This is a genomic window from Streptomyces coeruleorubidus, assembly GCF_008705135.1.
In the GTDB taxonomy this organism is placed as follows: domain Bacteria; phylum Actinomycetota; class Actinomycetes; order Streptomycetales; family Streptomycetaceae; genus Streptomyces; species Streptomyces coeruleofuscus.
This window is the reverse complement of the sequence record NZ_CP023694.1, coordinates 5261141-5275109: the sequence shown is the minus strand read 5'-3', so window position 1 is coordinate 5275109 and position 13969 is coordinate 5261141. Positions and strand designations below refer to the sequence as shown.

The 13969-nt window shown below is 69.8% G+C and carries 14 protein-coding genes; 4 read left to right on the top strand and 10 right to left on the bottom strand.

Translation table 11 applies throughout. The features are described from left to right. The first annotated feature begins 18 nt into the window (after positions 1–18). Positions 19–507 carry a DUF3180 domain-containing protein gene (locus CP976_RS24375; RefSeq protein ID WP_150482289.1) on the top strand — a complete coding sequence of 163 codons (489 nt, stop codon included), beginning with the start codon at positions 19–21 and terminating at the stop codon, positions 505–507. Positions 508–534: 27 nt separating this feature from the next. On the opposite strand, the gene folE is transcribed toward CP976_RS24375, so the two are convergent. The 6 genes from folE to dacB form a co-directional block, all read right to left on the bottom strand. Continuing rightward, positions 535–1140, bottom strand: a complete 606-nt coding sequence (gene folE, locus CP976_RS24370) for a GTP cyclohydrolase I FolE (RefSeq protein WP_150482288.1) — start codon at positions 1138–1140, stop codon at positions 535–537. A 127-nt stretch (positions 1141–1267) separates the two neighbouring features. Next, positions 1268–3310 (bottom strand): ATP-dependent zinc metalloprotease FtsH, encoded by a 2043-nt coding sequence (gene ftsH / locus CP976_RS24365; RefSeq protein WP_086851391.1) that lies wholly within the window; start codon positions 3308–3310, stop codon positions 1268–1270. 185 nt (positions 3311–3495) lie between these two features. Next, positions 3496–4056, bottom strand: coding sequence for a hypoxanthine phosphoribosyltransferase (hpt, locus tag CP976_RS24360; RefSeq protein ID WP_086851389.1), 561 nt, complete (start codon positions 4054–4056; stop codon positions 3496–3498). A gap of 59 nt (positions 4057–4115) precedes the next feature. Then, positions 4116–5153, bottom strand: coding sequence for a tRNA lysidine(34) synthetase TilS (tilS, locus tag CP976_RS24355; protein ID WP_150482287.1), 1038 nt, complete (start codon positions 5151–5153; stop codon positions 4116–4118). 196 nt (positions 5154–5349) lie between these two features. Continuing rightward, positions 5350–6477 (bottom strand): zinc-dependent metalloprotease, encoded by a 1128-nt coding sequence (locus CP976_RS24350; protein ID WP_086851384.1) that lies wholly within the window; start codon positions 6475–6477, stop codon positions 5350–5352. A 246-nt stretch (positions 6478–6723) separates the two neighbouring features. Continuing rightward, on the bottom strand, positions 6724–8298 hold the full coding sequence (gene dacB / locus CP976_RS24345) for a D-alanyl-D-alanine carboxypeptidase/D-alanyl-D-alanine endopeptidase (protein WP_150482286.1): 1575 nt from the start codon (positions 8296–8298) through the stop codon (positions 6724–6726). A gap of 79 nt (positions 8299–8377) precedes the next feature. Between dacB and CP976_RS24340 the strand changes: the two genes are divergently transcribed. Together CP976_RS24340 and CP976_RS24335 are read left to right on the top strand one after the other, a co-directional pair. Then, a complete protein-coding gene (locus tag CP976_RS24340; protein WP_031487466.1) occupies positions 8378–8869 on the top strand; it encodes an inorganic diphosphatase in 492 nt (163 codons plus the stop codon). A 113-nt stretch (positions 8870–8982) separates the two neighbouring features. Then, positions 8983–10680 carry a threonine/serine exporter family protein gene (locus CP976_RS24335; RefSeq protein WP_150482285.1) on the top strand — a complete coding sequence of 566 codons (1698 nt, stop codon included), beginning with the start codon at positions 8983–8985 and terminating at the stop codon, positions 10678–10680. A 24-nt stretch (positions 10681–10704) separates the two neighbouring features. On the opposite strand, the gene CP976_RS24330 is transcribed toward CP976_RS24335, so the two are convergent. After that, on the bottom strand, positions 10705–11580 hold the full coding sequence (locus CP976_RS24330; protein ID WP_150482284.1) for a DedA family protein: 876 nt from the start codon (positions 11578–11580) through the stop codon (positions 10705–10707). 135 nt (positions 11581–11715) lie between these two features. Here CP976_RS24330 and CP976_RS24325 point away from each other — a divergent pair, with 135 nt between their 5' ends. Continuing rightward, positions 11716–12090, top strand: a complete 375-nt coding sequence (locus CP976_RS24325; RefSeq protein ID WP_150482283.1) for a YbjQ family protein — start codon at positions 11716–11718, stop codon at positions 12088–12090. A gap of 9 nt (positions 12091–12099) precedes the next feature. On the opposite strand, the gene CP976_RS24320 is transcribed toward CP976_RS24325, so the two are convergent. From CP976_RS24320 to CP976_RS24310, 3 genes are all read right to left on the bottom strand, one after another. Continuing rightward, positions 12100–12855 (bottom strand): hypothetical protein, encoded by a 756-nt coding sequence (locus CP976_RS24320; RefSeq protein WP_229875348.1) that lies wholly within the window; start codon positions 12853–12855, stop codon positions 12100–12102. A gap of 218 nt (positions 12856–13073) precedes the next feature. Continuing rightward, the gene (locus CP976_RS43000) at positions 13074–13256 is read right to left on the bottom strand and encodes a linaridin family RiPP (protein WP_167537405.1); all 183 of its coding nucleotides are present in this window, start codon (positions 13254–13256) and stop codon (positions 13074–13076) included. A gap of 130 nt (positions 13257–13386) precedes the next feature. Continuing rightward, positions 13387–13968, bottom strand: a complete 582-nt coding sequence (locus CP976_RS24310) for a hypothetical protein (protein ID WP_229875350.1) — start codon at positions 13966–13968, stop codon at positions 13387–13389. Position 13969 lies beyond the last annotated feature (1 nt).

Below are 13969 nucleotides of genomic sequence, written 5' to 3'. Positions count from 1 at the left end.
GGGAACCGAAGGGACACTGTGAAAGAGCTGCGCATCAGGGTGCTGGCCGGCGTCTTCGTCGTGGCGGGGGTGCTGTCCTGGGCGGGCGCCCGCCTGTGGAACTCGATCGGGACCCTGCCGAGCGTCCCCCTGGCCGCCCCCATCGTCCTGGCTCTGATCGCCGTGGTCCTGCTGGCCACGGCGCTCTCGATCCGCGCCCGGCTGAAGGCCCAGCGCGAGCGGCAGCCCGACGCCAAGGGCGTCGACCCCATGATGGCGGCCCGCGCGGTCGTCTTCGGCCAGGCCAGCGCCCTGGTAGCCGCCCTTGTCGCCGGCATGTACGGCGGCACCGGCGTCTTCCTCCTGGAGTCCCTCGACAACCCCGCCCGCCGCGACCAGGCCATCTCCGCCGGCTTCTCGGTCCTCGCGGGCATCGGCGTCATAGCGGCCGCCATCTTCCTGGAGCGCGTCTGCAAGCTCCCGGAGGACGACGAACACGACGGCACGGGGGCGGCCCCCACGACGTGACCCGCCCCGGGAGCCCCGGGGCTCGGGTCAGCGCGCCATGATCAGGCTCATGGCCTCATTGCGGGTCGCGGGATCACGAAGCTGGCCGCGGACCGCCGAGGTGATCGTCTTCGCACCCGGCTTTCGGACCCCGCGCATCGACATGCACATGTGTTCGCACTCGATGACGACGATCACGCCACGCGGCTCCAGGATCTCCATCAGGGAGTCGGCGATCTGTGTGGTCAGTCGCTCCTGCACCTGCGGACGGCGCGCGTACACGTCCACGAGCCGCGCCAGCTTGGAGAGGCCGGTGATCTTACCCTCGACGGACGGAATGTAGCCAACGTGGGCAACTCCGACAAACGGCACGAGATGGTGTTCACACGAGCTCAGGACTTCGATGTCCTTCACCAGCACCATCTCGTCATGCCCGAGGTCGAACGTCGTCGTCAGCACGTCCTCGGGCTTCTGCCACAGCCCCGCGAATATCTCCTTGTACGCCCGCGCCACCCGCGCCGGCGTCTCGCGGAGTCCCTCGCGGTCAGGGTCCTCGCCGACCGCGATCAGCAGCTCCCGTACGGCGTTCTCGGCCCGCTTCTCGTCGAACTCGCCGATCTGGCCCTCGCCGTCCAGCGTCACGGGGTCGGTCATCTGGTGCCTCGTTCCTGTGTCCATCAGGGGGCGGCCTGCGCAGATGGCGAAAAGCCGCGCCCCCCAGGCTAAAACCTGGGGGGCGCGGCATCCATTCCGGGCCCGGTGGGGCCGCCGGGAGAGCGGGTCAGCTCTCGGGGCGGTCCTCCGGGGCTCGCTCGGGCGCCGGGGCGGGTTCCGCCGCGGTGCTCTTCGCGGTGGTGATGGCCGGCGTCGCGCCGTTCGCCCCGTTCGTCAGTGCCAGCTCCTTGGGGGAGAGGACCGGCGGGCGGGTGGACGGCGTACGACGGGAAGAGCCCGTCCAGGCAGGCCGCGGCGGGCGCTTGACGATCGGGGCGAAGATCTCGGCGATCTCCTCCTTGCCCAGCGTCTCCTTCTCCAGCAGCTGCAGCACGAGGTTGTCGAGGACGTCACGGTTCTCGACCAGGATCTCCCACGCCTCGTTGTGCGCGGTCTCGATGAGCTTCTTGACCTCTTCGTCGACCAGCGCCGCGACCTCTTCCGAGTAGTCGCGCTGGTGAGACATCTCACGCCCGAGGAACGGCTCGGTGTTGTCGCCGCCGAACTTGATCGCGCCGAGACGCTCGGTCATGCCGTACTGCGTGACCATCGCGCGGGCCAGGCCCGTGGCCTTCTCGATGTCGTTGGCGGCACCCGTCGTCGGGTCGTGGAAGACGAGCTCCTCGGCCGCGCGGCCGCCCAGCATGTAGGCCAGCTGATCCAGCATCTCGTTGCGCGTGGTCGAGTACTTGTCCTCGTCCGGCAGCACCATCGTGTAGCCGAGGGCGCGGCCTCTCGACAGGATCGTGATCTTGTGGACGGGATCGGAGTTGGGCGAAGCCGCCGCGACCAGGGCGTGTCCGCCCTCGTGGTACGCGGTGATCTTCTTCTCCTTGTCCGACATGATCCGGGTCCGCTTCTGCGGGCCCGCGACCACACGGTCGATCGCCTCGTCGAGCATGTGGTTGTCGATCAGCTTCTTGTCGCTGCGGGCCGTCAGCAGGGCGGCCTCGTTCAGCACGTTGGCCAGATCGGCACCCGTCATGCCGGGCGTACGGCGGGCCATGGCCGACAGGTCGACGTCGGGCGCGACCGGCTTGCCCTTCTGGTGGACCTTGAGGATCTCCAGACGGCCCTGCATGTCCGGACGGTCGACCGCGATCTGCCGGTCGAAACGGCCGGGGCGCAGCAGCGCCGGGTCGAGGATGTCGGGCCGGTTCGTCGCGGCGATGAGGATCACGCCGCCCTTGACGTCGAAGCCGTCCATCTCGACGAGCAGCTGGTTCAGCGTCTGCTCGCGCTCGTCGTGACCGCCGCCGAGGCCGGCGCCGCGGTGGCGGCCGACCGCGTCGATCTCGTCGACGAAGACGATCGCCGGGGCGTTCGCCTTGGCCTGCTCGAACAGGTCACGGACACGGGAGGCACCGACACCGACGAACATCTCGACGAAGTCGGAACCGGAGATCGAGTAGAACGGCACTCCGGCCTCGCCCGCGACGGCACGCGCGAGCAGGGTCTTGCCGGTACCGGGAGGCCCGTAGAGCAGAACGCCCTTGGGGATCTTGGCGCCGACGGCCTGGAACTTGGCCGGCTCCTGGAGGAACTCCTTGATCTCGTGGAGTTCCTCGACGGCCTCGTCCGAACCGGCGACGTCCGAGAACGTCGTCTTGGGGGTGTCCTTGGTGATGAGCTTGGCCTTGGACTTCCCGAAGTTCATGACGCGGGAGCCGCCGCCCTGCATCTGGTTCATCAGGAACAGGAAGAGGACCACGATGAGAATCAAGGGAAGCAGGAAAGAGATCAGCATCCCGATGAACGGGTTCTGCTTGGACGGCGAGACCGTGTAGCCGTCCGGGATCTGCTTGTTCTGGAACTTGTTCTGCAGCGTGTTGGCGATGTCCTCGCCCTGGTTGCCGATGTAGCTCGCCTGGATCTTGGAGCTGCCCTCGACCTTTACGCCCTCTTTGAGCGTGACCTTGATGGTCTCGTCATCGCCGGTGGTGAGCTTGGCCGACTCCACCTTGTTCTGGTTGATCGCCTGGACGACCTGGCCGGTGTCCACCGTCTTGTAGCCGCCGGACGAGCCGACGACCTGCATCAACACGACCACGGCAAGGACGGCCAGCACGATCCACATGACCGGCCCACGGAAGTATCGCTTCACGTCCATCCATACGGAGCGGTGCCGCCCCGTCCCTCCTGCCATAGTGAGTTTGATAAAGCCTGTTCTTCGGACGGTACCCCAGCATTGTCACCTGAAGCCGCGCGGGACGGCTGGCGATCCGTCTACGCATGCTCCAACGGCGGGAAGCGCGCTGGGGTTCCCGATCACCGTCACGGCACCCGGCCGGAGTTTCAGCCGCCGTACACGTGGGGCGCGAGCGTACCGACGAACGGGAGGTTGCGGTACTTCTCGGCGTAGTCGAGGCCGTAGCCCACGACGAACTCGTTGGGGATGTCGAACCCGACCCATTCCACGTCGATGGCGACCTTCGCGGCCTCGGGCTTGCGCAGCAGCGTGCACACCTTGAGGGAGGCGGGCTCGCGCGAGCCGAGGTTGGAGATCAGCCAGGACAGGGTCAGGCCGGAGTCGATGATGTCCTCGACGATGAGGACGTGCTTGCCCTTGATGTCGGTGTCGAGGTCCTTGAGGATCCGCACCACACCGGAGGACTGGGTGCCCGCCCCGTACGAGGATACGGCCATCCAGTCCATGGTGAGGGGGGTGGACAGCGCCCGCGCGAGATCGGCCATGACCATCACCGCGCCCTTGAGGACGCCGACGATCAGCAGGTCCTTGCCCGCGTACTCCGCGTCGATCTTCGCGGCCAGCTCGCCCAGCTTGGCGTCGATCTCTTCCTTGGTGATGAGTACCTGCTGAAGGTCGGCACCCATGTCTTTCGCGTCCACCCGCATCACTTTCGGTCGTCCCGGACTGAGCGGCCCCTCCCCCGACTTCCCGGAGGGGACGTGATTCAGCCTTGCCGAATCACCAGTCTGCCACCCTGCCGCCGGGCCACGACCTTGCCGGGGAGGTTGATGGCACCCTGACCGCGCCAGCCGGTGATCAACCGGTCGACTTCCTCGATGTGCCGGGCGAACAGCGAACCGGCCGGGGCACCGGCCGCGATGGCGGCCCGGCGCAGGATCCGGCGGCGTACGGCGGGCGGCAGGGCGTAGAGCTTCGCGCACTCCAGGAGCCCGGCGGCGTCGCGGACGGTGGCCTCGGCCTGGGCGGCCCAGGAGTCGAGGGCGTCGGCGTCGTCGCGGGAGAGCCGGGCCGTACGGGCGAGGGCCTCGACGACTCCCTTGCCGAGGGCCTTCTCCAGGGCGGGCAGGCCTTCGTGGCGCAGCCGGGAGCGGGTGTAGGCCGGGTCGGCGTTGTGGGGGTCGTCCCAGACGGGCAGGGACTGGACCATGCAGGCCTTGCGGGCGGTCTGCCGGTCGAGTTCCAGGAAGGGTCGCCGGTAACGGCCGTCGGCCCCCGAGACCGCGGCCATTCCGGACAGGGAGCGGATGCCGGAGCCGCGGGCGAGGCCGAGCAGGACGGTTTCGGCCTGGTCGTCCCGCGTGTGGCCGAGCAGGACCGCGGCGGCGCCGTGGCGTTCGGCGGCGGTGTCGAGCGCGGCGTAGCGGGCGTCGCGGGCGGCGGCTTCGGGTCCGCCCGCGCGGCCCACGGTCACGGAGACGGAGTCGACCGGGTCGAGGCCGAGTTCGCGCAGGCGCAGGACGACTTCAGCGGCCCGCAGGTCGGAGCCGGGCTGGAGACCGTGGTCGACGGTCACCCCACCGGCTCTGATGCCGAGCTTCGGGGACTCGAAGGCGAGGGCGGAGGCTAGGGCCATGGAGTCGGCGCCGCCGGAGCATGCCACGAGCACGAGCGGCGGGGGCGGCAGCTCGTGCGAGGGGGCGTGCGGGAGTGCGGCGGCGGTGCGGTGGTGCTCGGTGAGGAGGTCGTGGAGGACGCGGCGGACCGCCAGGCGTATCGCCGCGACCGCAGGATGGGGACCCATGTCCGGTTCCCTTCATGAAGTTTTCGGGGGGTGAACCCGAGTGTCGGTCACGCAGAGTGTGTAGATGGTGACAGAACCGGGCCGTTCCCCGAGCATTGCACGCCTACCCCTCGCTCACGGTCCCTCGGACGGGTGATTGGAGGGGCGTTCGCCTGCCGCGGGCCCGTTTCCTTTCACGACCTTCCCGCGATGTTCACTACTCGGCCCTGCGATGCACCCGCGCGATCCAGTCCGCCGGTTTGGCGATCTCCGTCTTGGTGGGGAGGGTGTTGGGCGAGGTCCACACGCGGTTGAAGCCGTCCATGCCGACCTCGTCGACGACGGCCCGTACGAAGCGTTCGCCGTCCCGGTACTGCCGGAGCTTGGCGTCCAGGCCGAGCAGCTTGCGCAGGGCCAGGTCCAGGCGGGAGGCGCCCTTGGCGCGGCGCTGCTGGAACTTCTCGCGGATCTCCCCGACGCTCGGTACGACGTCCGGTCCGACGCCGTCCATCACGAAGTCGGCGTGGCCCTCCAGCAGGGACATCACGGCGGTGAGGCGGCCGAGGATCTCGCGCTGGGCGGGCGTCTGCACGATCTCGACGAGGGAGCGGCCGCCGTCGTCCTCCTCGGCCTCGGGGCGACCCCCGGCGAGGCTCTGGGCGGCTTCGCGTACGCGTTCCAGGACGGTCATGGGGTCGACGTCGGTCTCGCCCAGGAAGGACTGGATCTCGCCCTCGAGGTGGTCGCGCAGCCAGGGCACGGCGGTGAACTGCGTGCGGTGGGTCTCCTCGTGCAGGCACACCCAGAGCCTGAAGTCGTGCGGGTCGACGTCGAGTTCGCGCTCCACGTGCACGATGTTCGGGGCGACGAGCAGGAGCCTGCCGCCGCCGTTCTCGCCGGCCGGAAGCTGGCGTGTGGCCGGGGCGAAGGTCTCGTACTGGCCGAGGACGCGGGAGGCCAGGAAGGACAGGAGCATGCCCAGCTCCACGCCGGTGACCTTGCCGCCGACGGCGCTCATGACCGTGCCGCCGGGGGTGTTGCCGCGCCGGTCCTGCATCTTGTCGAGCAGGGGCTTCAGGAGTTCCCGGAAGCCGGCGACGTTCGCGCGGATCCAGCCCGGGCGGTCGACGACCAGGACGGGGGTGTCGTGGCCCTCCTCCGTGCCCAGGCGGGTGAAGCCCCGGACGTGTCCCTCCGAGGCCTTGGCATGCCGCCGCAGCTCGGCGACGACGGCCCGGGCCTCGTCGGCGCTGACGTCGGGGCCCGGCCGTACGAGCCGGGTCGCGGTCGCCACCGCGAGATTCCAGTCGACCATGCCGGTTGAAGCACCACCGATGCTCGTCATGCGTCAACCGTACGTGAGCGCCGGCCGCTGGGGCAGGGCGGCGAGGGTTGGGGGTCGCCGGGTTGGTTGTCGGGTGCTGGGCGTTGTGGCCGGTGCGCCAGGGTCGGCATGGCCGGGGTTTCTCGGCCGGTGCTCGGCGTTGCAGGCCGTGCCCACCCGTTCCGCCCCAGCGGAACGACTGCCCACGGCCAGGCAGACCGGCTGCCCGCGGCCGGGCGGAACGGCTGCCTGCGGCCAGGTAGGCAGTTACCGGCAGCCGCACGCCGCCAACGTCGTCGCCGCCCTGTCCAGGGCCTTCTGGGCCGCCGCCGGGTTTGTCGTGTTGTTGGCCATGAAGGCGAAAGCCAGCAGGCGGCCGTTCTGGTCGACGACCGTGCCCGCGAGGGTGTTCACGCCGGTCAGGGTGCCTGTCTTGGCGCGGACCACGCCGGCTGCGCCGTTCGTGTAGCGGGTGGTCAGGGTGCCGGTGAAGCCGGCGACGGGGAGGCCGGTGAGGGCCGGGCGGAGTTCGGGGTGGGCGGGGTCGGCCGCCTTGGCGAGGAGGGCGGTGAGGAGGCCGGCCGTCATTCTGTCGGCGCGGTTCAGGCCGCTGCCGTCCTTGAAGGCGGCTCCCTTGACGGGCAGGCCGAGTGTGCGGAGCCGGGCGTTGATCGCCAGGTCGGCGCCGGCGAAGTCGGCCCGGTGGCCCGTGGCGATCGCCGTGTGGCGGGCGAGGGCCTCGGCGATGTCGTTGTCGCTGTCGGTCAGCATCCGTTCGACGAGGGCCGAGAGCGGGGGCGAGGCGACCGTGGCCAGGGTCTTCGCGCGGGTCGTGGCCTTCGACAATCCGGGGGAGGTGGCCTTGATGCCGCGGTCCTTCAGGAGGTCCCCGAAGCGGCGGGCCGCGTCCGCGGCCGGGTCGGTCACGCGGGTGACCGGGCCGCTCGTCGAGTCGTTCGTACGGCCCTCGTCGGCCATCAGGGGGCTGACGAGGGCGAGATTGGGGTTGACTCCGATCGGGTGCTTCTGGCTGCCCGCGTAGAGGGTCGTGTCGTAGGAGAGCGTCACGTCGCGGACGCCGCGCTGGGCCAGGGCCGCGGCCGTCTGGTCGGCCAGGATGCGCAGGCTCGCCCAGCCGTCGGAGGCCTCGCGGGCCGTGAGGGTGGGGTCGCCGCCGCCGACCAGGACGACCTCCTTCGTGTCGGGTTCCAGCGCGGCGCGGGTGGTGAGGCGGTGGTCGGCGCCCATCGCGGACAGCGCGGCGACGGCCGTGGCGATCTTCGTCGTCGAGGCCGGGGTGAGGGCGGCGTCCGAGGCGGTGCCGTACAGGCGTCTGCCGGTCGTGACGTCCAGGACCGCCGCCGCGGGCCGGGGGCCGAGCGCCGGGTCCTTCAGCAGGGGCATGAGGGTCTTCGCGAGGGCCTTGCCGTCCGGGGCGGACTTCACTGTGCTGATGCCGCCCAGGCCGGTCAGCACGGGTCCGGCGCTGGGGGCCGGCCGGGGCTGCGCGGGCGCGCCGGGGACACGGCCGTGATCTGTGCCACCCGCGCGGCCCAGGGCCGCGGCCCGGTCCCGCTCGGCCGTACGCTGACCCGAGGAATCCCAGGGGCCGGCGGCGGTCACCACACCGGCGGCCAGCGCCAGACCGGCGGTGGTGGCGCCCGCGGTGTACTGCCAGGGCCGCGTGACCCGTGTGACCTGCGGTTTCCCGGCTCTGGCGAGCCGCGCGACCCGTGGTTTCGCGGCTGCGGCGGCCCTGGCCAGGCGCGGTCGTACGGCGTTCGCGATCCGCACCACATGCGGTCTCGCGGCCCGCCAAGGACGCAGCTCCGGCACGACCACCAGCCCCTTTCGCGATCACACACCTGCGTGAGGGACACTTAACCACCAGAACTATGTGTTGATCATGGAGGAGCCACCGGTGGAGTTCGACGTCACGATCGAGATTCCGAAGGGTTCGCGCAACAAGTACGAGGTGGACCACGAGACCGGTCGTATCCGCCTGGACCGGCGCCTCTTCACCTCGACCGCCTACCCGACCGACTACGGCTTCGTCGAGAACACCCTCGGCGAGGACGGCGACCCGCTGGACGCGCTGGTCATCCTGGACGAGCCGACCTTCCCGGGCTGCCTCATCAAGTGCCGGGCGATCGGCATGTTCCGGATGACGGACGAGGCCGGTGGCGACGACAAGCTGCTGTGCGTGCCGGCGACGGACCCCCGTGTGGAGCACCTGCGGGACATCCACCACGTGTCGGAGTTCGACCGCCTGGAGATCCAGCACTTCTTCGAGGTCTACAAGGACCTGGAGCCCGGCAAGTCGGTCGAGGGCGCCGACTGGGTGGGCCGCACCGAGGCCGAGGCCGAGATCGAGCGGTCCTACAAGCGCTTCAAGGACCAGGGCGGTCACTGACCCTTCTGATGCTCACGGGCCGTACGCCTGCGCGTGCGGCCCGTTCGCCTGTATGTGCGCATACTGAGGCTGGGGGTACTGAGGCTTACGTGTCGTACAGGGAGCGCCAGGCAGTGACGGACGCGGAAGACCGCAAGCCGAAGTCGGACGAGGCCAGGAGCATGTTCCTGCCGCCGGCGGGGGCCGCCGTCGACGGGGACATGTCGACGACGTCGGAGTTCGCGATCCCCGAGGGCCTGGCCGTGCCCAAGGCGACCGGTACGGAGTCCGAGGCGACGTCCGAGTTCGCCCTGCCGGAGGGGCTGGACGTCTCGCAGGTGCCGTCGGCGGAGCCGGAGGGGTCGGCGTTCACGCCGCCGAGCACGTACAGCTCGAAGCACGCCCCGTCGGCGTTCACCCCGCCGAGCGGGATCCCCGTGGTCAGCCTGACCAAGGACGTGCCCTGGCAGGACCGGATGCGCACCATGCTGCGCATGCCGGTGGCGGAGCGGCCGGCGCCGGAACCGAGCCAGCGCGGCACCGACGACTCGGGGCCCGCCGTGCCGCGCGTGCTCGACCTGACGCTGCGTATCGGCGAGTTGCTGCTCGCGGGCGGTGAGGGCGCCGAGGACGTCGAGGCGGCCATGTTCGCCGTCTGCCGGTCGTACGGCCTGGACCGCTGCGAGCCCAACGTCACCTTCACGCTGCTGGCGATCTCGTACCAGCCGTCGCTCGTCGACGACCCGGTCACGGCGTCGCGGACCGTGCGCCGCAGAGGCACCGACTACACGCGGCTGGCGGCCGTGTACCAGCTGGTGGACGACCTCAGCGACGACGAGACGGCGGTCTCCCTTGAGGAGGCCTACCGGCGGCTCGCCGAGATCCGCCGTAACCGGCACCCCTACCCCGGCTGGGCGCTGACCGGTGCGAGCGGGCTGCTGGCGGGTGCGGCCTCCGTGCTCGTCGGCGGTGATCTGATCGTGTTCGTCGCGGCCGCCCTGGGCGCGATGCTCGGCGACCGGCTGGCGTGGCTGTGCGCGGGGCGCGGGCTGCCGGAGTTCTACCAGTTCACCGTGGCCGCGACGCCGCCGGCCGCGATCGGGATCGCGCTGACGCTGGCCCACGTCGACGTGAAGGCGTCGGCGGTGATCACCGGTGGGCTGTTCGCGCTGCTGCCCGGGCGGGCGCTGGTGGCGGGAGTGCAGGACGGTCTGACCGGCTTCTACATCACCGCCTCCGCGCGGCTGCTGGAGGTCATGTACTTCTTCGTGGGCATCGTCGCGGGTGTGCTGATGGTGCTGTACTTCGGCGTGCAGCTGGGGGCGCGGCTGAACCCCGACCAGGCGCTCGGGGCCTCCGACGACCCGGCGATGATGATCGGCGCGTCGATGCTGCTGTCACTGGCGTTCGCGGTGCTGCTCCAGCAGGAACGATCCACCGTGGTGTGGGTGACGCTGAACGGCGGTGTCGCGTGGGTCGTGTACGGCGCGATGCACTACGTGGGGGACATCTCGCCGGTGGCCTCGACGGCGGCGGCCGCGGGGCTGGTGGGACTCTTCGGACAGTTGCTGTCCCGGTACCAGTTCGCCTCCGCCCTGCCCTACACGACGGCGGCGATCGGACCCCTGCTGCCGGGTTCCGCGACGTACTTCGGGCTGCTGGCGATCGCGCAGAACGAGGTGGACGAAGGACTGGTGTCGCTGTCGAAGGCGGTGGCGCTCGCCATGGCCATCGCCATCGGGGTGAATCTCGGGTCGGAGATCTCCCGGATGTTCCTGCGGATCGGGTCCGCGGAGAAGCGGCGGGCCGCCAAGCGGACCAGGGGTTTCTAGGGTCCGCCGGCGGCCGCGGGCGGCTCAGTAACCGTTGTTGTAGGGGCCCTGCTGCGTGCCGTACGGCTGCTGCGGCTGCTGCTGCGGCTGTTGCTGGCCGTAGCCCGGGCTCTGCGGGTACTGGCCGTAGTACTGCTGGTCGTCGTAGCCGTTGTGGTGGCCGTACGGGGGCTGCTGCGGCTGGTGGTGGGTCGGCTGGTCGTCCGGGGTGATGCGGCGGAGCTGGGTCGTCGCGTCGTCCATGACGGGGGGCTGGGGCGCCGGGGCCTCTGACGCGGCGCGCTTCTTCTGGGAGCGGTCGCGGAGGTACTCGATGATGATCGGGACGACCGAGAGCAGGACGATCAGGATGAGGATCGACTCGACGTTCTTCTTGATGAAGTCGATCTGGCCGAGCCAGTAGCCCGCGAGGGTGACGCCGGTGCCCCAGGCGATGCCGCCGATGACGTTGTACGTGAGGAACGTGCGGTACTTCATGCGGCCGGCGCCGGCCACGATGGGGGCGAACGTGCGCACGATCGGGACGAAGCGGGCCAGGACGATCGCCTTGGGGCCGTACTTCTCCATGAACTCGTGGGCCTTGTCCAGGTTCTCCTGCTTGAAGAGCTTGGAGTTCGGCCTGTTGAAGAGCTTCGGGCCCAGGAACTTGCCGATCATGTAGCCCACTTGGTCACCGACGACGGCGGCGATCACGATCAGCGTGCAGACCAGCCACAGGGGCTGCGTGATGTAGGTGCCCTCGGCCACGAAGAGACCCGCCGTGAACAGCAGGGAGTCGCCGGGCAGGAACGCGAAGAGACCCGACTCGGCGAAGACGATCAGCAGGATGCCGGGGAGGCTGAAGGTCTCGATCAGATAGTTCGGGTCGAGCCACTCGGGGCCGAGCGCAAGCGTGGTCACGGGGATGTGGCTCCTGCTGCTGGGGGGTACGGGCTGGGGCTGACTGCTTCAAAGTATCAACGCAGCCGTCATGGCCCAGGTTCCACGGGGGTACTCAGGATGCACTGTCGGCCGTCGTGGAGAAAGCTGTGAGCCATGGGCATCGATGATTACGGCGGCGGACAGGGCCCCCAGCCCGACGTCCTCGTCGTCACCACGAACGACGTACCCGGCTACCGCGTGCGGGAGGTGCTCGGCGAGGTCTTCGGCCTGACCGTCCGGTCCCGGCACCTGGGGAGCCAGATCGGCGCCGGGCTGAAGTCGATGGTCGGCGGTGAGCTGCGCGGTCTGACCAAGACGCTCGTGGAGACCCGCAACCAGGCCATGGAACGACTCGTCGAGCAGGCACGCGCGCGTGGTGCCAACGGTGTGCTCGCGTTCCGCTTCGACGTGACGGCGGCGGCGGACGTCGGCACGGAGGTGTGCGCGTACGGGACGGCCGTGGTGATCGAGCCCGAGCGCATGGAGTGACCGGCGCCGTCACCCCTCGTGCCGGGGCAGCTCCGCGCGCTTCTCGTTCTGGGCGAAGACGTACAGAAGCGCCGGGTGAGTGGCGCCGAAGGCCAGCACGAAGCGGTTGAGGCCCATGAACTGGCCGATTCCCAGGTGGAACAGCGTCATCGAGCCGAGGAACGCCTTCGCCGCGGGCTTGGGCAGGACGAAGACCAGCGGGAAGGAGACCTCCGCGGCGATCGTCCCCCAGGTCACGAGCTTTCCCGCCATCGGGTACTCGTGCACGAGGCGGTAGACGCGCTGGTCCCCGTAGTTGCGGGTACGGATGACTCCGCTGAACGCCTCTCCGCTGAGCCACACCGGGGACACGAGCTTGACCACGCCGGACGCGATGTAGGAGATGGTCGTCTCCAGGGCCAGGGCGCGCATGGCCACGTCGCGGGCCTTCTCGCCGTCCTTGAAGGTGCCGGTGGAGGCGAGGACGATGTTGATCACTTGCTGGAGCTGGTCGGCGCCGTCCCCGCCGAAGGGGGAGCGCAGCCGTCCGGCCGCGCCCGTCACCGCCAGAACGGCACTGCCCGCCGTGCGCACCGAGCGCTTGTGACCCCAGATCAGCGTGGCGGCGGAAGCACCCGCCTGTACCCCGTACAGGGCGACCGCCGCCTGCTTGGACTCAAGAGCGCGCGTCAGCCGGGGAAAACGCTTGGCGAACTTGGGGCGCATGTTCGCCAATTGGCCGCTCAGCATTTCGCCGTCTTCGAACTTGCGCGTCTGGCTCAGCATTTCCAGTGCGGAGACCAAAGTACCCAGCGAAGCCACTCGGCGTGCCGTGACCTCGGGCGGAGCGCTGAGGAACATGGATGGGTGCTCCCGAAGGTGTGATGCGAGTACGGTGGATACGAAAGCGGCGGCACGGTATGCGTATCGGGCGTACCGTGCCGCCGCGTCTTTCATCGGACGGAGCCGGCGATGCCGGTCAGCGTCGCCTGACGGCCGATCGTTCAGCCCGCGAGGTCGTTCGTGACCTCGTTCAGCGCGTACGCGGTCGCGGCGGTCACCGCGACACCCTCGGGGGTGGCGAGGGTGGCCGTCGGGGTGAGCATGGTCGGGGTCGCCTCGTTGCCGATACGGCCCGGGGTGACGTCGGCCAGCTCGGTGTTGGCGAAGTCGGCCACAACAGACATGTGATGTCCTCTTTCTCTGGGAAAAGCTCTGAGCGAGTTCTCCAGCCGTTCGGCGGGAGGGCGCGGACTCACGCGGCACGAGGGTGCCGAGTGAGTGCGCGGCTTCCAGTCGAGAGGGTTGATCGACTCGCTATGCGGCCAGCCGGGACGGCGCATCGGCAGGGGTGACGTCGCCCTCCAGGGGGAATTCCATGGAGACGAAGACGGGTTCGATCTGCCGGTCTTCCGGGCTGGTGGGATACGAATGCAGCAGCATGAACTGGCTGTGCGAGGCCCCTTCGGCATGCGGCAGGTGGAGCTGGATGTAGCGGGCCAGCAGCCGGTACCCGGTCGCCGTCGTCACGGGGAGTACCTCCGATCCGAAGGCGACCGCGTAGGTGAGGGCGTGCTGGGTGGCGTCGAACAGGGCCTTCGGACTCCGGTTGCGGGCGTTCCAGGCCAGTGCGTACCACGGCCGGTCCTGGACGATCGGAACCTCCGTCCACTCCCCGGGCTTGCCGTCCACCAGATCGCGGTAGAGGAGATGGTTGTCCTTGACGCCGGGGTTCGGCCCGAAGAAGCGCCAGTTCGGGGTCGGTATGCGCACCTTCCCGCGGCGCAGGAGACCGTCGAAGCGCTGCTCGGGGATCTGGGCCACGGCCGTCGCGACCAGCCAGGTGGCGAGTGACGTCGTGACGGCGGCGATCTTCACGCGTTCGGTGTCGACCTTCATG

What these genes read in the sequence shown, in the direction of transcription:
- folE (WP_150482288.1), bottom strand. Translation starts at nt 1,140, where the DNA reads ATGACCGACCCCGTGACGCTGGACGGCGAGGGCCAGATCGGCGAGTTC.
- ftsH (WP_086851391.1), bottom strand. Translation starts at nt 3,310, where the DNA reads ATGGACGTGAAGCGATACTTCCGTGGGCCGGTCATGTGGATCGTGCTG.
- hpt (WP_086851389.1), bottom strand. Translation starts at nt 4,056, where the DNA reads ATGCGGGTGGACGCGAAAGACATGGGTGCCGACCTTCAGCAGGTACTC.
- tilS (WP_150482287.1), bottom strand. Translation starts at nt 5,153, where the DNA reads ATGGGTCCCCATCCTGCGGTCGCGGCGATACGCCTGGCGGTCCGCCGC.
- CP976_RS24350 (WP_086851384.1), bottom strand. Translation starts at nt 6,477, where the DNA reads ATGACGAGCATCGGTGGTGCTTCAACCGGCATGGTCGACTGGAATCTC.
- CP976_RS24325 (WP_150482283.1), top strand. Translation starts at nt 11,716, where the DNA reads ATGGGCATCGATGATTACGGCGGCGGACAGGGCCCCCAGCCCGACGTC.
- CP976_RS24320 (WP_229875348.1), bottom strand. Translation starts at nt 12,855, where the DNA reads ATGCTGAGCCAGACGCGCAAGTTCGAAGACGGCGAAATGCTGAGCGGC.
- CP976_RS43000 (WP_167537405.1), bottom strand. Translation starts at nt 13,256, where the DNA reads ATGTCTGTTGTGGCCGACTTCGCCAACACCGAGCTGGCCGACGTCACC.
- CP976_RS24310 (WP_229875350.1), bottom strand. Translation starts at nt 13,968, where the DNA reads ATGAAGGTCGACACCGAACGCGTGAAGATCGCCGCCGTCACGACGTCA.